We start from the raw sequence: 17,649 nt of genomic DNA on the forward strand, positions 1-17,649 counted from the left end.
AAAGGATCAGGGCTTGGGCGGCAGGACGCCCCGGTCTTGCAGCACCTGCAAGATATCCAGAATGGTCCCGGTGCTGACATCGGTCGAGCCGCGCAGGGAGAGGCCCAAGCCACCTTCGCCGATCTCGGTGGTGCCGCCAGTGTCGTATCGCGGTTCCAGCGATGCAAGCTCGGGTGGCAGTTTCGGACAGACCGGGTGGTTGGCCATCAGGCGTTCGACAACCGCCACCAGCAGATCCCCGGCCTTTGCCGAGGCCTGTTTCTGCGCGTCGGTGAGTTCGACCGCGCCGGTGAGGTCTATGGCCATGTCCGCCAGGTTGAGGGTGACGCAATTGTCCTCGACCCGGACCCCGGCGGTGACGGTCAGGGTCATGTCCTGTGACAAGACCAGCGGTCCCCGGTCAGTGGCCGTCAAGCCTTCGCGCGCGCAGGAATACATGTCGGCGGCAAGCGTGCCCGAAAACATGAAATTGCCACCCTGAGCGGCCAGGTCCATCCCGCGAATTTCGGCCTTGAGGGTGCACAGGTCCACCAGCGTATGCCCGTTCACGATCCCGGGCAGGGTGGACTGGACGTTGGTCAAGTCGAGCAGCGCATCGGTTCCGATGCGGGTCGGGCCACGCTCGGTCAGTTGCAGGCTGAGCCCGTAGGGAATCTTGCGGTCGAGAACCGTCAGGTCATTGTCAAAGGTCAGGTCAACCTCGTTGGCCGAGACCTGGGGCGCCAGCATCGTGAGGGCCAGAAGCGCGATGGGGGTCCAAACAGTTTTCATTGGTTTTGCGGCCCCAGAATGCCGCGGTCTTTCATGACCCGGACCAGATCGAGGATCGTTGCGGCGCTGGTGTCGACCGAGCCGCTGAGATTGGCACCAAGGCCGCCCGCGCCGATCTCGCGGATACCGCCGGAGGTATATCGCGGTTCGAGACTTGCGATTTCGGGCGGGAGTTCGGGGCAGACGGGGTGGTCTGACAGTGCCTCTTCGGCCTTTTCGACAATCAGGCGTTCGGCCAGTTCGGTCAGGCCGAACAGGTCGGCGGCGCCGCCCAGCAGCCCGAGGGGGTCCAGTTGCAGATCGACCAGACTTGCCCGCATGCATGGATGGGTGACAACCGTCCGCGCGGTGGCCTGGAAATTCACGTTCTGGCCAAACAGGAGAAACCGGCGGTAATGCACCTTTGGGTCCTTGGTGTTGCATCCGAAGAACTTGGCCTGAAACTGCCCGCGCACGGAAACGGTGTCGGCCTTGGCCGAAACGTCCGAGATGGCAACCGCGAATTTCTGTTTGCAGTCCTCTTGCAGGACGCTGGAGAGCAGGGCGGGCGCCTGTGCCTGAAACCCGCGCAGGTCCAGATACGCGGCCACCGACATCCGCGTCGGGTTGACGTCGCCGAGACGAAGGACCATCGAATAGGGGATTGGCGCATCTTTTATGGTGAGCTGTTCGGTCACCTTGAAGGACACCTCGCCGGCCGCAAGCCCATGGGCCGTGAACAGGGTTGCTGCTGCGGCCATGGCGCAGAATTGCCAGGCTTTTCGGGACAAGTTTGCCAGTCGGGCCTTTGTGGCACGCTCCAAAGGCCGGGCGGTCGGGACGTTTTTGGAGGAACGCGGCGGCATGGTTTTCCTTTGGAACAGGGCCAAGGTGGTTGCCGGTCATTGAAGGCGACCTGTGACGACGGGTCAAGGTAGCGCGCATGGATGGCCGGAAACCTCCGGGGTAGGCGGGCCGCACTCTGCGGCGAAAACAGTTGACGCTGACAGGGTCACTCATGCAGCCTTTAAGAAAAGGTAAAGAACTTTCTACAGAATATGTTCGCAAACAATGGAAAAGGGGGAGGACATCCATGTCATCCAGACTTGCAAGATCTGGCGTGGCCATCGCCGCGCTGGCACTGTGCGCCGCGCTGTCGCCGACAGGGGGCTGGGCCGGAACCACCATTGTCATCGGGTTGCAGCAGGAGCCGACCTCGCTGGATCCGACGGCGGATGCGACCGCGTCGATTGACGGGATGCTGACGCAGAACCTGTTCGAATCGCTCACCACCGTGAATGAGGCGGGCGAGGTGCTGCCGCAACTGGCGGAAAGCTGGACGGTGTCCGAGGACGGGCTGACCTATACCTTTGACCTGGTGGATGGGGCCACGTTCCATGACGGCACCGGGTTCGATGCCGAGGACGTCAAGTTCAGTTTCGACCGGGCGATGGCGGAGGATTCGGTCAACCCGTCGAAAGGCCTGTTCAAGCCGATTGAAAGCGTGACGGTTGTCGACGCGGGCACGGTCGAGATCAAGCTGAAGCAGAAGGACGCGTTTTTCCTGTTCAACATGGCGCAGGGCGACGTGTCTATCGTGGCGCCCGAGTCGGTTGAGGCCAATAACGCAAACCCGGTCGGCACCGGGCCGTTCAAGTATGACAGCTGGACGCGGGGCGACAAGCTGGTGCTGGTCAAGAACCCCGATCATCGCGATGCGGCTTCGGTGGCGCTGGAACGGGTAGAGTTCAAGTTCATCTCGGATGCGGCGGCGGCCTCGGCCGCGCTGCTTGCGGAGGAAATCGACGCATTTCCCGGATTTCCGGCGCCTGAACTGTTGCCGCAGTTCGAGGCCGATCCGCGGTTCAAGGTGGTGACCGGATCGACCGAGGGCGAGGTGATCCTGGCCATGAACAACGCGAAGGCGCCGTTCAACGATATCCGGGTGCGGCAGGCGGTGAGCCATGCCATCGACCGGGGCGAGATCATCGACGGGGCGATGTATGGGCAGGCGGTGCCGATCGGCAGTTTCTATCCGCCGCATGGACCCGCCTATGTCGATCTGACCGGCACCTATCCGCATGACACCGCCAAGGCCAAGGCGCTGTTCGAAGAGGCGGGGGTTGCCGGGACGACCATGACCTTGCGGGTGCCGCCCTTCCCCTATGCGACGCGCTCGGCCGAGATCATCCAGGCGCAGCTGGCCGAGGCCGGGATCGACGCCAAGGTGGAGAATGTCGAATGGGGGTTCTGGATCGACGAGATCTACAAGAAGCTCAATTACGACATGACGATCATCGCCCATACCTCGCCCAACGACATGGGCAATTTTGCGCGCGGGCCGAAATATTTCTATGGCTATGACGATGCGGGCTACACCGACCTGTGGAACCGGATCAGCGCCGAGGCCGATGACGCGGCGCGCAATGCGCTGCTGGCGGAGGCCCAGAAGTACCTGGCCGATCAGGCGGTGCACGGGTTCCTGTTCCAGCTGCCGCAGCTTGGGGTCTACAAGACCGGGGTCGAGGGGTTCTGGGATTCGCGTGCGGTGCTGTTCCAGCCGCTGGCGGGTGTGTCCGTGAACTGACCGGAAAGGCGGCGCGCCGGGTGATCCGGCGCGCTGCTGCCGACTGATGGGGTACTTCCTTTTCCGCCGCACGATCAGTTTCGTCTTGACCCTGCTGGCGGTGTCGGTGGTGGTCTTTGCGGTGATGAATATCCTGCCGGGCGATCCGGCGCTGTCGATCCTGGGGCTGGATGCGACCGAGGATGCATTGGCCGCGCTGCGCGAGGAGCTGGGCCTGAACGAGCCGGTGCTGAGCCGCTATCTGCACTGGATCGCGGGGGCGGTGCAGGGTGATTTCGGCATCAGTCAGTCATTCCGCGTGCCGGTGTCCGAGCTGATCGCCGAGCGGCTTCCGCTGACGGTGTCGCTGGCCATCTCGGGCATGGTGGTGACCGTGATCCTGGCGGTTGCGCTCGGCGTTGCCGCCGCCGCCAACCATGGCAAGGCGGGGGACTGGGGTATCATGTTCCTGAGCCAGCTGGGCATCGCGGTGCCGGCGTTCTGGCTGTCGATCCTGTTGGTGCTGCTGTTCGCGGTCAAGCTGCGCTGGCTGCCGCCCGGCGGGTTTCCGGGCTGGTCGGAACCGGCGGCGGCGGTGCGGTCGCTCATCTTGCCGACGGTGGCGCTGGCGCTGGTGCAGTCGGCGGTGCTGGCGCGGGTGACGCGGTCCTCGGCGCTGGAGGTGATGCGGCTCGACTATATCCGCACCGCGCGGGCGATGGGGTTTTCGCGGCGCAGGGTGTTGTGGCGGCATGTGCTGCCCAATGCGCTGATCCCGATCGTGACCATCGTGGGCCTGCAATTCGCGGCACTGGTGACCGGGACCATCGTGATCGAGAACGTGTTCTATCTGCCCGGTCTGGGGCGGCTGATCTTTCAGTCCATCGCCAATCGCGACCTGCCGACGGTGCAGGCGCTGGTCATGCTGTTTGCCGCCATCGTGGTGACCGCGAATTTCATCGTCGATCTGCTGTACCTGGCGATTGATCCCAGGCTGAAGGCGCGGTCATGACGAGACTGCCGCCAAACCTGGTCATCGGCGCGGTGCTGGTGGCGCTGGTGGCGGGAACCGCCGCGCTGTCGCTGGTGTGGACGCCGCATGACCATACGCTGCTGAACATCCGGGGCAAGTTCGCGCCCCCGTCCGAGCTGCACTGGCTGGGCACCGATCAGCTGGGGCGGGATGTGTTCTCGCAGCTGATGGTGGCGGCGCGCAATTCGGTGGCGGTGGCGCTGATCTCGGTCTGTCTGGGCGGGGTGATCGGGGTTGCGCTGGGGCTTCTTGCCTCGGCCATGGGGGGCGTGGTCGAGGATGTGATCATGCGCATCGCCGATATCGGTTTCGCCTTTCCGGCGCTGTTGTTCGCGATCATGCTGGCGGCGGTGTTCGGTCCGTCGCTGATGGTGGCGATCATCGCCATTGCGTTCATCAATATCCCGGTATTCGCGCGGGTGACGCGGGCCTCGGCCAACCAGATCTGGACCCGCGAATATGTCTATGCCGCGCGGGCGGCGGGCATGGGGCGGGTGGTGATCTCGCGCGATCATGTGCTGCCCAATATCGCGGCGCCGATCATCGTGCAGGCCACCATCGAGTTTGCCATCGCGATCCTGGCCGAGGCGGCGCTGAGTTACCTGGGTCTGGGGGCGCAGCCCCCGGCGCCGTCCTGGGGGCGGATGCTGTCCGAGGCACAGACGCTGATGTATCTGGCGCCGCAACTGGCGATCTATCCGGGGTTGTGCATCGTGACGGCGGTGTTGGGGTTCAGCCTGTTGGGGGACGGGCTGCGCGACATTACCGACCCCAGACTGGTCCGGCAGCGATGATCGAGGCAGCGGGGCTGACGGTGGATATGGGGGCCGGGCAGGCGGTGCGCGAGGCATCGTTTGTCATCGCGCCGGGCGACCGCATCGGCATCGTGGGCGAATCGGGCTGCGGCAAGACCATGCTGGGGCTGGCGCTGATGGGGATGGTGCCGGATGCGGGCCGCGTGAGCGGCAGCCTGACGATTGACGGGACCCAGATGGTGGGCGCGGGCGAGGCGATCTGGCAGAAGCTGCGCGCCCGGCGGGTCGCGATGATCTTTCAGGAACCGATGGCGGCGCTGAACCCGATCAAGCGGGTGGGCGAGACGGTGATGGAGCCGATGATGGTGCATCTGGGTCTGGGCCGCGACGCGGCCCGCGCCCGGGCGCTGGAGCTGTTCCGGGAAGTGGGCATCCCCGATCCCGAGGCGCGGCTGCGCCAGTTCCCGCACGAGATCTCGGGCGGGCAGCGGCAGCGGGTGCTGATCGCGCTGGCGCTGGCCTGTGATCCGGGGGTTCTGATCGCCGACGAGCCAACCACGGCGCTGGATGCCAACGTGGCGCTGCGGGTGACGCAGCTGCTGGTCGGGCTGGCCGAGCGGCGCACCATGGGGCTGGTGTTCATCTCGCATGACCTGGCCGCCGTTGCGCGGGCGACGGAGCGGGTAATGGTGATGTATGGCGGCGATATCGTCGAGCGGGGGGCGACGGAGGAGGTGCTTGCGCAGCCCCGGCACCCCTATACGCGAGGGCTGCTGTCGGCGCGGCCGAGCCCCGGCAACATGCGCGCGACGGGTGGGCGGCGCGGACGCCTGCCGACCATCCCCGGCAGCGTGCCGCCCCTGGCCGAGCTGGCGCCCGGCTGCCGGTTCGCAGGCCGCTGCCCGGTCGAGCTGGATATGTGTCGGGGCGAACGGCCACCGCAACGGGGCACCATGATCTGTCACCGGTCGGAGGAGGGCGCATGACGCTGCTGTCGGTCGAAGCGGTGACGCGGCGCTATCGCCTGCCCCGGCGGGCGCTGTGGTCGCCGCCGCCGGTGCTGACGGCGGTCGATGCCGCCAGTTTCACGCTCGACGCCGGGCGGACGCTGGGCGTGGTGGGGGAATCCGGGTCGGGCAAGTCGACGCTGGCGCGCATGGTCATGGGGTTCGAGCGCCCGGACGCGGGCCGTATCCTGTTCGACGGGCAGGATCTGGCGGCCTTGCCGCCCGCCGCGCTGCGCCGGTTGCGGCCCCGGTTCCAGATGGTGTTCCAGGACCCCTATGGCAGTCTGGACCCGCGCCGCACGGTGGGCTGGTCCATTGCCGAGCCGTTGCGCGCCACCGGGGCGGAGGAGCGCGGCAAGGTGGCCGAGGCGCTGGAGCATGTCGGCCTGCGCCCGGCGGATGCGGGGAAATACCCGCACGAGTTCTCGGGCGGGCAGCGCCAGCGTGTTGCCATCGCGCGCGCCATCGTCACCCGGCCCGCGCTGTTGGTGGCGGACGAGGCGGTGTCGGCGCTGGATATGTCGGTGCAGGCGCAGATCCTTAACCTGCTCATGGACTTGCAGGATGAGCTGGGGCTTGCCATTCTTTTCATCAGTCACGATCTGGCGGTCGTGAGCAGCATCTGCGACCACGTTCTTGTGATGGAACATGGCAAGACGGTGGAGCAGGGTGCGGTGGGGCAGATCATGCGCAACCCCGGGACCGCGTACACGAAATCGCTTTTGCAGGCTGGCGGACTATTATGACACGTATCGTTCATCTGACCGATCTCCATGTCTCTCACCCCGATGTGGGCGACCCTTCGTTGCGGACCGATACGGTGGGCATGCTCAGGCATGTGGTCGGCCTGATCAACGCGATGGACCCGGCGCCCGATCTGGTGGTGGCCAGCGGCGATCTGACCAATACGGGCGCGGTGCAATCTTATGAGTTGCTCAGGGAGATCCTGAGTGGGCTGGTGCCGCCGCTGGTTCTGGCGCTGGGCAATCACGACAAGCGGGCGGCGTTTGCGCAGGTGTTCGGGACCGGCACCGGCGATGGGCCTTATTTTCACGACCGGGTCGTGTCGGGTCTGCATGTGATCACGCTGGATACTTTGGTGCCGGGGCGGGTGGCCGGGCGGATCGACGCCGAACAGATCGCCTTTCTCGACGCTGCGCTGGACCGGGCGCCGGACCTGCCCAAGCTGGTGGTCGCGCATCACCCGCCGCATATGGACGCGCGCACGCTGCCTTGGGCCAGTCTCGACCCCGAAAGCTCGCGCGTGTTTGGCGAGACGCTGGAGGGGCGGGGCGTGGTCGGGGTGCTGTCGGGGCATGTGCATCTGGACCAGGTGCATCACTGGCGGGGGGTGCCGGTGGTCACCTGCATGGGGCTGAATTCGACGGTGGATATCCTGGAGCAGCGCGACATGCGCATTGTCGAGGGCACCAGCATGGGCCTGTGCATCTTGCGGCCGCACGGGTTGTCGGTGGCCTTTGCGCCGCTGTCGCCGGAGCGCCGCGAACTGGCGGTGCTGGAAGAGGCGCGGTTGCGGGCGTTCCGATGACGATGATCAAGCACCCCAAGCGGCATCTGATCCTGCCCGGCGTGCAGAACCTGCGCGATCTGGGCGGGTATCCGACGGCTGACGGCAAGCTGACGCGCTGGCGGCGGGTGCTGCGCGGCGACGGGCTGCACCGGATCACGGCAGAGGGGCTGGATGCGCTGGGGAGTGAGGGGCTGACCTCGGTCATCGACCTGAGGTCGGCGGCGGAACTGGCCGAGGAGCCGAACCCCTACCTTGGGCATCCCGACGTGCTGTTCCATCACCAGCCGGTCTATGACGATCTGGCGCCCACGATGCAGCGCATCCGGGCGGGCGATCACGACGATCCGCTGGTGCCGTTCTATCTGACGGCGCTGATCGAGCGGGGCGAGGCGGTGCGCGCGGTGCTGGCGCGGATTGCTGTGGCGCCGAAAGGGGCGGTGCTGTTTCACTGCACTGCCGGCAAGGACCGGACAGGGATCATCGCGGCGCTGCTGTTGGGTACGGCGGGGGTGGAGCGCGAGACCATCCTGGCCGATTACGCGCTGACCGGCGAGTTCATCGCGGCGCTGGTCGAGGAGCTGCTGGAACGCACGCGCCAGAACGGCGGCGATGCCGAGGCGCATGCCCGGTTCCTGGCCTGCGCGCCGCCAACCATGGCGGCGATGCTGGACCATATCGACCGGCGGCACGGCTCGATTGCGGGCTACCTGAAGGATATCGGGTTGGAGCCCGGCGATATCTCGGCCCTGCGCGAGCGGCTGCTGATGGGGTAGGGCGGCCAATCCGCGGACTGGCTGCCAGCGGCGGTGCATCCGAATGCGAGGTTTTTCAGCGGGTTTGTAACAGGGACACGCCGCGACGGGACTTTGGCCCCATCGTTGTTTGACAGGCGGGTATGCATCAACGTTTCGTATTCCCAGTTCGAATGGGGGAGAGTCTCTGGCCGTAGAAGCGACATTTGATGAATAAGCTTACGGACCCTTGGCGGATCGTTAGGCTTGGCACAGATGTGATGCTTGGTCGGGTGCGAAAGATGCGGGTCAGTTTGCCTCTCGCCTTTCGGTGAAGGAAGAGATGGACGACGACATGATCATTGCAATCCAAGTCCGCAAGAACCTGATGCACCAAACGACACGCACCGTTTCGGGATTGCGCTGGCTGTTGGGGATCACGGCCGCATTGGTCTTGGTGTCCTGTTCGCCGCCGCCGGAACTTATCGGTGTCGACAATCCCAAGGTCCCGGTCGCAACGGTGCAAGCGGCGACCAAACACAAGATCTTTCTGATGACCACGCGGCAGCAGACCGAAACCGTGGGCGCCCTGTTTTCCGATCAGCGCGCGCCGGAGCTTGGACTTGCCTCGGTACAGGTTTCAATCCCGCCGACGCATGTTGTCGGCGAGTTGGAACGGGCGAAGAGACTGCCGCCGGACCCCAGAACCGAATTTGCGGTCGTCGAACCGACCGTCTACGCGTCGGACGACGCCTTTGTCGCTTCGCTCAATCGGGAGCTGGCGAAAATCCCGAGAGGACACCGGGATATCCTGTTTTTCGTGCATGGATACAACAATACCACCAGCGATGCCGTCTTGCGGCTGGCCCAGTTCGTCGAGGATAGCGGTTTTCAGGGAGTTCCGGTGCTTTTCGACTGGGCTTCGGCGGCACGGTTGACGCGCTATGTCTACGATTTGAACAGTGCGCTGATTGCGCGACCGCGATTTCCGGAAATCGCTGCAATCATGGCCCGGACCAACGCCGAAGGATACGACATCCTGGCCCATTCCATGGGTGCATTCCTGACCATGGAGGCGATGAAGGACGCCGTGCAAACCGGCAGGTTCAACGCAACCGGCCGGCTGCGGACCATCATATTAGCCTCGCCGGATATCGACCTGGACTTGTTTCGATCTCAGCTGGAACAGATCGACACGAAATTCGACCGGTTCTTTGTTCTGTTGTCAGAGGACGACAGCGCCTTGAGCATCTCGCGCAGGATTGCCGGTGGCGTGCCACGGGTGGGCGCATCGAACATTGACGAACTGGCCAAGCTTGGGGTTATCGCCATTGATCTGTCAAAGATCAGCGATTCAAGCTCGGGGAGCCATTCCAAGTTTGCGGGATCTCCGGAAGTCGTGCAATTGATCGGCCACGGGTTGAACGACAAAAGCCGCTTTGACCGGAACCAGCGGGCGACACGGCTGGGCGATGTTCTTGGGGGGCTTCCGATTATGGTCGCATTCGAATGAAGCCATTTCCGGCTGGCGACGCTCCCTGGTTGCGGATAGCGCCGACTGTTTGATTGATCGGTGATCTGGGCATGTTTAACCTACGCCCTCTTCTCCCCGATCTTCGCCACGCCCAGCACCTCCAGAACCTTGGTCTCGATCTGGGGGGCGTTCATGCCTGCGATGGCGTACATGTCCTCGGGGCTGGACTGGTCGATGAACGTATCGGGCAGGACCATCGAGCGGAATTTGAGCCCGTGGTCGAAGACGCCTTCGTCCGAGAGCAGTTGTGCCACGTGGCTGCCGAAGCCGCCGACGGCGCCTTCTTCGATGGTGATCAGCGCTTCGTGGTCGTGAGCCAGTTGCAGGATCAGGTCACGGTCGAGCGGTTTGGCGAAGCGGGCGTCGGCGATGGTCGGGGTGATCCCCTTGGCGGCCAGCGCCTCGGCGGCCTTTTGAACCTCGGCCAGCCGGGTGCCGAAGGAGAGGAGCGCGACGCGGGCGCCTTTCCGGATCATCCGGCCCTTGCCGATCTCCAGCACCTTGCCCTGTTCGGGCATCTCGACGCCCACGCCCTCGCCGCGCGGATAGCGGAAAGCGATCGGGCCGTCGTCATGGGCGGCGGCGGTGGCGACCATGTGCACCAGTTCGGCCTCGTCGGCGGCGGCCATGACCACCATGCCGGGCAGGTTGGCCAGATAGGCGATGTCGAAGCTGCCCGCATGGGTGGCGCCGTCGGCGCCGACCAGCCCGGCGCGGTCGATGGCGAAACGGACCGGCAGGCGCTGGATCGCGACGTCATGCACGACCTGATCGTAGCCGCGTTGCAGGAAGGTCGAATACATCGCGCAGAAGGGTTTCAGCCCGCCTGCCGCCAGCGCGGCGGAGAAGGTCACGCCATGCTGTTCGGCGATGCCCACGTCGAAACAGCGCGAGGGGTAGCGTTCGGCAAAGAGGTTCAGCCCGGTGCCGTCGGGCATGGCGGCGGTGACGGCGACGATCTTGTCGTCGCGGGCGGCCTGATCGACCAGCGCCTTGCCAAAGACCGAGGTATAGGAGGGCGCGTTTGACGGCGCCTTTTTCTGCTCGCCCGTCACCACGTCGAATTTGGCGGTGGCGTGGCCCCGGTCGCGGGCACGTTCGGCGGGGGCATAACCCTTGCCCTTTTTCGTCAGCACATGCAGCAGGATCGGGCCGGTGGCGCGCGCCTTGATGGTGCGCAGGACCGGCAGGAGCTGGTGCATGTCATGCCCGTCGATGGGGCCGATATAGGAAAACCCCAACTCCTCGAACAGGGTGCCGCCGACGGCCATGCCCTTGAGCATTTCCTTGGCGCGCTTGGCGCCCTCGCGGAAGGGTTCGGGCAGGAGCGAGACCGCGCCCTTGGCGGCGGCTTTCAGCTCCTGGAACGGGGCCTCGGCATAGAGGCGGGAGAGGTAGTTCGACAGCGCGCCGACCGGCGGGGCGATCGACATTTCATTGTCGTTGAGGATGACGATGAGGCGCTTCTTCAGGTGGCCCGCGTTGTTCATCGCCTCGAAAGCCATGCCGGCGGACATGGAACCGTCGCCGATCACGGCAATGGCGTCGCCCAGCCCTTCGGGCGTCACGCCGCCCAGGTCGCGGGCGACGGCAAAGCCGAGGGCTGCACTGATCGAGGTGGAGCTATGGGCAGCGCCAAACGGGTCGTAGGGCGACTCGGAGCGTTTGGTGAAGCCCGAAAGACCATCCTTCATCCGCAGTGTGCGGATGCGGTCGCGGCGTTCGGTCAGGATCTTGTGCGGGTAACACTGGTGGCCGACATCCCAGATCACCTTGTCGCGCGGGGTGTCGAACACCGCGTGCAGCGCCACGGTCAGTTCCACCACGCCCAGACCCGCGCCCAGGTGGCCGCCGGTGACCGAGACGGCCGAGACGGTCTCGGCCCGAAGCTCGCCCGCGAGCTGGGTGAGCTGCGCGTCGGAGAACCGTTTCAGGTCCGCCGGACGGGTCACCTGGTCGAGAAGCGGGGTATGCGGGCGGTCAGACATGGTGTCCTTTGCGGTTCAGTTCTCGCGCGCAATAACGAAGTGGGCGGCTTCCTTCAAGGTTTCGGCGCGGGCGCCATAGGGGGCGAGGGCATCGCAGGCCTGCTCGACAAGGTCGCGGGCGCGGCTCTTGGCGGCGTCGAGACCCAGGAGCGAGACAAAGGTGGCCTTGCCCGCGCTGGCGTCCTTTTGCAGCCGCTTGCCCGCCTTTTCAGCATCGCCTTCGACATCCAAGATGTCGTCGGCGATCTGGAAAGCAAGCCCAAGCGCGCGGGCATATTGGCGCAAGGGGGCCGGGTCGGCCCCACCCAGCACGGCACCGGCAGCGGCGGACCATTCGATCAGCGCGCCGGTCTTGCCCGCCTGAAGGTGGGTGATCTGGTCCAGTGTCAGCGGTTCGGGCGCGGTTTCGGCGGCGATGTCCAGCGCCTGACCCAGCACCATGCCGCGCGCGCCCGCTGCCTGTGCCAGCGTGAGCGCCAGGGTGGCGCGGACCTCGGCGCTGCCTGTCTCGGGGCGGGTGCAGAGTTCGAAAGCCAGCGAATGCAGCGCGTCGCCAGCGAGAACTGCGGTGCCCTCGTCCCATTTCACATGGGCGGTGGGGCGGCCCCGGCGCAGGTCGTCGTCGTCCATGCAGGGCAGGTCGTCATGCACCAGGCTGTAGGCATGCAGTGCCTCGATGGCAGTGGCGGGCCAGATCGCGCGGGCCTCGTCCACATCATGCAACCGGGCGCTTTCCAGCACCAGAAAGCCGCGCAGGCGCTTGCCGCCCTCGGTGGTCCAGGCCATGGCGCGGGTGATGTCGAGCGGCTCCAGCGCGCCCAGCACAGTGTCGAAACTGCGCTGGATCAGCGCGGCGTCCTGCGCCAGCCTTTCGCCGAACATGGTCAGAGACCTTCGACCGGCTTGGTGCCCGTCGGCTGGCCATTACTGTCGAGCGTGATGGCGGCAACCTTTTCCTCGGCGCGCTTGAGCTCGTCCTCGCAGCGTTTTTTCAGCGCCGCGCCGCGTTCGTAGAGCGCGATGGACTGATCCAGCGCCACATCGCCGCGTTCAAGCTGGCCGACCACGGTTTCCAGCTCTTTCATCGCCTGTTCAAAGCTCATCTGGTCGACGGGGGTCTCGGTCATGTCGCGGCCTTTATCAATTCCTGTACATGCGCGCGCGTGGCGGCGGCGAGGGCGTTCAGATCATAACCGCCTTCGAGAGTCGAGACGATACGGCCCTGGCACAGCTCTTGCGCCAATGCGCACAGCTCGGCGGTAAGCCAAGCGAAATCTGCGGTGGACCAGTTCAGGTTGGCCAATGGGTCGTCCTGATGGGCGTCGAACCCGGCCGAGATGATGATAAGCTCGGGCTTGAAGGCACGCAGGCGCGGGAAGGCCTGGGCCGTGTAGGCCGCGCGCATCTCGGCGCCGCCGGTGCCGGGGGCCAGCGGGATATTGACGATCTGGCCGTGGGCGCCATCCTCGTCCGGGCGGCCCGAGCCGGGCCAGAGCGGCATCTGCTGGCTGGTGATCAGCAGCGCGCGCGCCTCGTCCCACAAGAGGTCCTGGGTACCGTTGCCATGGTGCACGTCGAAATCCACCACCGCCACACGGCGCAATCCGTGATGGTCGAGCGCGTGTTTCGCGGCGAGCGCGGCATTGCCGAAGAGGCAAAAGCCCATCGCGGTTTCGCGTTCGGCGTGGTGTCCCGGCGGGCGGATGGCGCAAAAGGCGTTCTGCACCTCGCCGCCCAGCACCATGTCGACGGCGCGCACCACCGCGCCTGCGGCACGAAAGGCGGCATCGACCGAACCGGGCGACAGGAAGGTGTCGCCGTCGATCTGGGTGAACCCCTGGTCGGGCCGGGCATCGCGGATATCGGCGATGTAGCCTGCGGGATGGATGCGCAGCAGGTCGTCTTCGGCGGCCAGCGGCGCGGTGACGCGGCGCAGGTCGAGCGGTTCGAGGGCGTGAAGCACATGTTCGAGCCGGGCCACCCGCTCGGGGTGGCCGGTGGGGGTGACATGGTTCAGGCAGTCGGCATGGGTGATCAGGGCGGTTGTCATGGCGCGCACGCTAGCAACGCGCGGGCGGCTCTGCAAACGCTCTGTCCCCTCGGGCTCAGTTGATCGGCGCCAGAAGTTCGGGGGCGGTCACCAGTTGGCGCACGCCGTGGCTGTGATCCTCGTTGAACACGTTGCCCTTGGCGCCCCAGCGCTGGACCGAGCTGTAGGAGAGTTTCATGCATTCGGGCCGCACGCTCCATGTCACCTGCATGGGCGAACAGACCTCTTGCGTGTAGCTGGGTCCGGTGGTGGAGCCGAGGAAGACCACGGGCTGACCGGTGCCCGAGGGCAGGGATTTGGGCTGGTGCAATCCGCCCGCCATATGGCCGTCATAGGCGAAGGTGCCGAAGTCGGCGGCGCTGTCGTCGTTGACGATCAGGAACACCTGCGATTCGACCCGCAGGGAGGGGTTGGTGCAGGCCTCCGAGAAGCAGGAACCCAGCGTCGGGCCGGGATCGACATCGCAGGTGGTATAGACCCAATGCACCTCGATCGTGTCGCCGGGTTTTACGCCGTGGAATGTCTCGTGCCCCTCGGGCGTGGCCAGTTCGGCGGCGGACAGGCTGTCGGTGCCATTGCATTTCCAGCCGCCATGTTCGCCCTCGCCACCGGGGAGCGAGAAACCGGGCCCCTTGTGTTCGGCATTGGTATGCGTGTGGATGTCGCAGAGGTTCATCGCGGAGGTTTCGGGCGCGTGGGGAAAGCTGACCGTGTTGGTGCCGATGGCGCTGGCGATGTCGCGGGGGGTTTGCGGGCCGAAGCCCTGACAGAGGGTCTGGGCGCTGGCGGGCAGGGCCAGCGACAGCAGGGCGAGAGACAGAAGGCTGGTGCGTTGCATGAATGGAACCCCGATTTAACGAATGGGGTAAGGTTATCACGAAAGTAGCGGTTCTTGGTGAAAAAGCCTGCGCTAGTCGGTCGCCAGCATATAGCCCGCGCCGCGCACGGTTTGCAGGTAGCGCGGCTGTTTCGGGTTCGGCTCGATCTTGCGGCGCAGGCGGGTGATCTGCACGTCGACCGCGCGCTCCTGGGCCTGGCCTCGGTCGCGGCCCAGTTCCTCGACCAGCTTGCTGCGGGAAAACGCCTCGCCGGGGCGGGCCGAGAAGATCTTCATCAGTTGGCTTTCGGTGGCAGTGAGGCGGACCAGTTGGTCACCCTGCCACATCTCGCCCCGCTCGATATCATAACGGATGGGACCCAGTTGCAGGAATTTCGGGGCGGCCTCCTGTGCCAGCGTTTCCGGTACGCGGCGCAGGATGGCGTTGATCCGGAGCAGGAGTTCGCGCGGCTCGAAGGGTTTGGCGAGATAGTCGTCGGCCCCGGCCTCGAGCCCCGCGATGCGGTGTTCGGTCTCCCCGCGCGCGGTGAGCAGCAGGATCGGGGTGGCGAGGGTTTCGCGCAGCGACCGGGTCAGGCTGACGCCATCCTCGCCCGGCATCATCACATCCATGACGATCAGGTCGAAGTCGAGACCCGAGAGCACCCGGCGCGCATGGGCGGCATCACGGGCGGCGGTCACGAGGAAGCCGTTGCGCATCAGGAATTTCTTGAGCAGGTCGCGGATACGCTCGTCGTCGTCGACGATCAGCAGATGGGAATCGAGTGTGGTCATGTGGCGCTGTCCCGCAGGTTGGCGTAGGTGCGGCGCATCTCGCGGTCCATCATCGCCTCGAGCACCTGGCGGAACCCGGCGACGGCGTCGGGCCCGGCCTCTTTATAGGCGCTGCGCATGCGGATGCGCTGGGCGTCCGAGAGCTTGGATTCGAGCGCGGCGCCTTCGGGGGTCAGGAAGAGGTGCCGCTCGCGCTTGTCCTGGGTGCCGACCCGGCTTTCGACCAACCCGTCGGCGATCAGGGTGCGCAGGACCCGGTTGAGCGACTGTTTGGTGACTCCGAGGATGGCCAGCAGGTTGTTCACCGTGGTGCCCGGCGCCCGGTTGATGAAGTGGATCGCCCGGTGATGGGCGCGGCCATAGGCCATTTCCGCCAGAATCCGGTCGGGATCGGCGGTAAAGCCGCGATAGGCGAAGAACATCGCCTCAATCCCCTGACGCAACTGCTCGTCGGTCAGGAACAGCAGGCTTTCGCCGCCAAAGCTTTGGGCGGGCCGCGCGTCGGACATGATGTGCCTCTTCCTTGGTTCGGGGCAGCTTATGTCAGTCTTGTTGACATTCCAATACGGAACAAGTATCGAGTCGCAGTTTTTGCGCAACTTTGTGTCCGGATCGGACTTAAGCAGCGCAATTTTCGGAAAAGGCCTGGGCTGGAGGATGTGGCATGGCGGCTTATGACGATCGCGACGGCGTGATCTGGATGGATGGCGAGTTTGTTCCCTGGCGGGATGCCAAGGTGCATATCCTGACGCATGCGATGCATTACGCCAGTTCGGTGTTCGAGGGCGAGCGGGCCTATAACGGCAAGATCTTCAAGAGCCGCGAACATTCCGAGCGCCTGATCGCGAGCGCCCAGGCGCTGGACATGCCGATGCCCTATTCGGTGGATCAGATCGAGGCGGCCAAGGAGGCGACGCTGAAGGCCAGCGGGCTGACGGACGCCTATGTGCGGGCGGTGGTCTGGCGCGGGTCGGGCGAGGATATGGGCGTGGCTTCGGCCCGCAACCCGGTGCGGATGGCGATCGCGGTCTGGCCCTGGGGCGCCTATTACGGCGATGCCAAGATGCAGGGCGCCAAGCTGGACATCGCGGAATGGAAGCGGCCCAGCCCCGAGACGATCCCGGTCCATGCCAAGGCGGCGGGTCTTTACATGATCTGCACCATCTCCAAGCACAAGGCCGAGGCCAAGGGGTGCTCGGACGCGCTGTTCATGGACTGGCGCGGCTATGTGGCCGAGGCGACCGGTGCCAACGTGTTCTTTGTCAAGGATGGCGAGGTGCATACGCCGCTGGCCGACTGCTTTCTGAACGGGATCACCCGGCAGACGGTGATCGGGATGCTCAAGGACAAGGGCATCACCGTGCACGAGCGCCGCATCAAGCCGGAAGAGATGGAAGGGTTCGAACAGTGCTGGCTGACCGGCACCGCCGCCGAGGTCACCCCGGTGGGCCAGATCGGTCCCTATACGTTCGAAGTGGGCCAGATGACCCGCGATATCGCGGCGGAGTACGAGGCGCTGGTACGGGCGTAAATCGCGACCTGTTTATTGGGGAAAGGGCGCCGGATGATCGGCGCCCTTTTTTCGTTCAGACGATTTCGGTCGTGACCACGACGTTGCCGCGGGTGGCGTTGGAATAGGGGCAGATGGCGTGGCCCGCATCGGCGATGCGCTGCGCCTCGGCGGCATCGACGCCGGGCATCGAGACCTTGAGCGCCACGGTCAGGCCAAACCCACCCTCGGCACGGGGGCCGATGCCGACTTCGGCGTCGACCGAGACATCGGCGGGCACCTTGGCCAGCGTCTTGTCCTGGGTCGTGGCGAATTGCATCGCCCCGATATAACAGGCGGCATAACCGGCGGCGAACAGCTGTTCGGGGTTATGGCCCTTGCCGTTACCCCCCATCGCGGGCGGGGTGGCGAGCACCAGGTCGAGGCCGGATTCGGCGACTTGGGCCTGGCCATTGCGGCCACCGGTGGCCCGGGCATGGGCGGTATAGACGGGGGAAACGGTCATGTTGGGCTCCATAACATCGAGTGCGATTATATCGTGTACGATTTAAATAGAGACACAAGCCGAGAAATGCAAGACAT

19 protein-coding genes are annotated in these 17,649 nt (G+C 65.3%); 9 read left to right on the plus strand and 10 right to left on the minus strand.

All coding sequences use genetic code 11. The features are described from left to right. Window positions 1-6: 6 nt before the first annotated feature. Window positions 7-771 carry a hypothetical protein gene (locus OE747_RS20580; RefSeq protein WP_263830347.1) on the minus strand — a complete coding sequence of 255 codons (765 nt, stop codon included), beginning with the start codon at window positions 769-771 and terminating at the stop codon, window positions 7-9. Then, a complete protein-coding gene (locus tag OE747_RS20585) occupies window positions 768-1,511 on the minus strand; it encodes a hypothetical protein (RefSeq protein ID WP_263830348.1) in 744 nt (247 codons plus the stop codon). Before OE747_RS20585 ends, OE747_RS20580 begins: the two co-directional genes overlap by 4 nt. Before the next feature lie 332 nt (window positions 1,512-1,843). On the opposite strand from OE747_RS20585, the gene OE747_RS20590 reads away from it, so the two are divergent. The 8 genes from OE747_RS20590 to OE747_RS20625 all read left to right on the plus strand — a co-directional run bounded on the left by OE747_RS20590 (window position 1,844) and on the right by OE747_RS20625 (window position 9,886). Beyond that, window positions 1,844-3,337: an ABC transporter substrate-binding protein gene (locus tag OE747_RS20590; protein ID WP_263830349.1), complete on the plus strand. Its 1,494-nt coding sequence runs from the start codon at window positions 1,844-1,846 to the stop codon at window positions 3,335-3,337. Window positions 3,338-3,383: 46 nt separating this feature from the next. Continuing rightward, window positions 3,384-4,328 (plus strand): ABC transporter permease, encoded by a 945-nt coding sequence (locus OE747_RS20595; RefSeq protein ID WP_263830350.1) that lies wholly within the window; start codon window positions 3,384-3,386, stop codon window positions 4,326-4,328. Further along, complete coding sequence (locus OE747_RS20600; RefSeq protein ID WP_263830351.1) at window positions 4,325-5,143, plus strand: ABC transporter permease; 819 nt, start codon at window positions 4,325-4,327, stop codon at window positions 5,141-5,143. The genes OE747_RS20595 and OE747_RS20600 overlap by 4 nt, the downstream gene beginning before the upstream one ends. Beyond that, window positions 5,140-6,090, plus strand: a complete 951-nt coding sequence (locus OE747_RS20605) for an ABC transporter ATP-binding protein (RefSeq protein WP_263830352.1) — start codon at window positions 5,140-5,142, stop codon at window positions 6,088-6,090. Before OE747_RS20600 ends, OE747_RS20605 begins: the two co-directional genes overlap by 4 nt. Then, entirely contained in the window at window positions 6,087-6,857 is a 771-nt protein-coding gene (locus OE747_RS20610; RefSeq protein ID WP_263830353.1) for an ATP-binding cassette domain-containing protein, read from the plus strand. Before OE747_RS20605 ends, OE747_RS20610 begins: the two co-directional genes overlap by 4 nt. After that, window positions 6,854-7,660 (plus strand): metallophosphoesterase family protein, encoded by an 807-nt coding sequence (locus OE747_RS20615; protein ID WP_263830354.1) that lies wholly within the window; start codon window positions 6,854-6,856, stop codon window positions 7,658-7,660. The genes OE747_RS20610 and OE747_RS20615 overlap by 4 nt, the downstream gene beginning before the upstream one ends. After that, window positions 7,657-8,415, plus strand: a complete 759-nt coding sequence (locus tag OE747_RS20620) for a tyrosine-protein phosphatase (RefSeq protein WP_263830355.1) — start codon at window positions 7,657-7,659, stop codon at window positions 8,413-8,415. Before OE747_RS20615 ends, OE747_RS20620 begins: the two co-directional genes overlap by 4 nt. Window positions 8,416-8,728: 313 nt before the next feature. Continuing rightward, complete coding sequence (locus OE747_RS20625) at window positions 8,729-9,886, plus strand: alpha/beta hydrolase (RefSeq protein ID WP_263830356.1); 1,158 nt, start codon at window positions 8,729-8,731, stop codon at window positions 9,884-9,886. Window positions 9,887-9,966: 80 nt separating this feature from the next. Here OE747_RS20625 and dxs read toward each other — a convergent pair whose 3' ends face one another. The 7 genes from dxs to OE747_RS20660 form a co-directional block, all read right to left on the minus strand. Beyond that, window positions 9,967-11,895: a 1-deoxy-D-xylulose-5-phosphate synthase gene (gene dxs, locus OE747_RS20630; protein ID WP_263830357.1), complete on the minus strand. Its 1,929-nt coding sequence runs from the start codon at window positions 11,893-11,895 to the stop codon at window positions 9,967-9,969. Window positions 11,896-11,910: 15 nt separating this feature from the next. After that, a complete protein-coding gene (locus tag OE747_RS20635; protein WP_263830358.1) occupies window positions 11,911-12,777 on the minus strand; it encodes a polyprenyl synthetase family protein in 867 nt (288 codons plus the stop codon). Between the two features lie 2 nt (window positions 12,778-12,779). Beyond that, the gene (locus OE747_RS20640) at window positions 12,780-13,022 is read right to left on the minus strand and encodes an exodeoxyribonuclease VII small subunit (RefSeq protein ID WP_044027791.1); all 243 of its coding nucleotides are present in this window, start codon (window positions 13,020-13,022) and stop codon (window positions 12,780-12,782) included. Beyond that, entirely contained in the window at window positions 13,019-13,945 is a 927-nt protein-coding gene (locus OE747_RS20645) for a histone deacetylase family protein (RefSeq protein ID WP_263830359.1), read from the minus strand. The genes OE747_RS20640 and OE747_RS20645 overlap by 4 nt, the downstream gene beginning before the upstream one ends. 55 nt (window positions 13,946-14,000) lie before the next feature. After that, a complete protein-coding gene (locus OE747_RS20650; RefSeq protein ID WP_263830360.1) occupies window positions 14,001-14,783 on the minus strand; it encodes a delta-class carbonic anhydrase in 783 nt (260 codons plus the stop codon). Between the two features lie 72 nt (window positions 14,784-14,855). Then, the gene (locus tag OE747_RS20655) at window positions 14,856-15,557 is read right to left on the minus strand and encodes a response regulator (RefSeq protein WP_263830361.1); all 702 of its coding nucleotides are present in this window, start codon (window positions 15,555-15,557) and stop codon (window positions 14,856-14,858) included. Continuing rightward, window positions 15,554-16,066, minus strand: a complete 513-nt coding sequence (locus OE747_RS20660; protein WP_263830362.1) for a MarR family winged helix-turn-helix transcriptional regulator — start codon at window positions 16,064-16,066, stop codon at window positions 15,554-15,556. Before OE747_RS20660 ends, OE747_RS20655 begins: the two co-directional genes overlap by 4 nt. 155 nt (window positions 16,067-16,221) lie before the next feature. Here OE747_RS20660 and OE747_RS20665 point away from each other — a divergent pair, with 155 nt between their 5' ends. Continuing rightward, window positions 16,222-17,088, plus strand: a complete 867-nt coding sequence (locus OE747_RS20665; protein WP_263830363.1) for a branched-chain amino acid aminotransferase — start codon at window positions 16,222-16,224, stop codon at window positions 17,086-17,088. A gap of 55 nt (window positions 17,089-17,143) precedes the next feature. Here the strand turns inward: OE747_RS20665 and OE747_RS20670 are convergent, their stop codons facing one another. Next, complete coding sequence (locus OE747_RS20670) at window positions 17,144-17,572, minus strand: organic hydroperoxide resistance protein (protein ID WP_263830364.1); 429 nt, start codon at window positions 17,570-17,572, stop codon at window positions 17,144-17,146. Window positions 17,573-17,649 lie beyond the last annotated feature (77 nt).

Origin of the sequence: Ruegeria aquimaris, from assembly GCF_025751555.1 — a bacterium.
Lineage (GTDB): Bacteria > Pseudomonadota > Alphaproteobacteria > Rhodobacterales > Rhodobacteraceae > Ruegeria_B > Ruegeria_B aquimaris.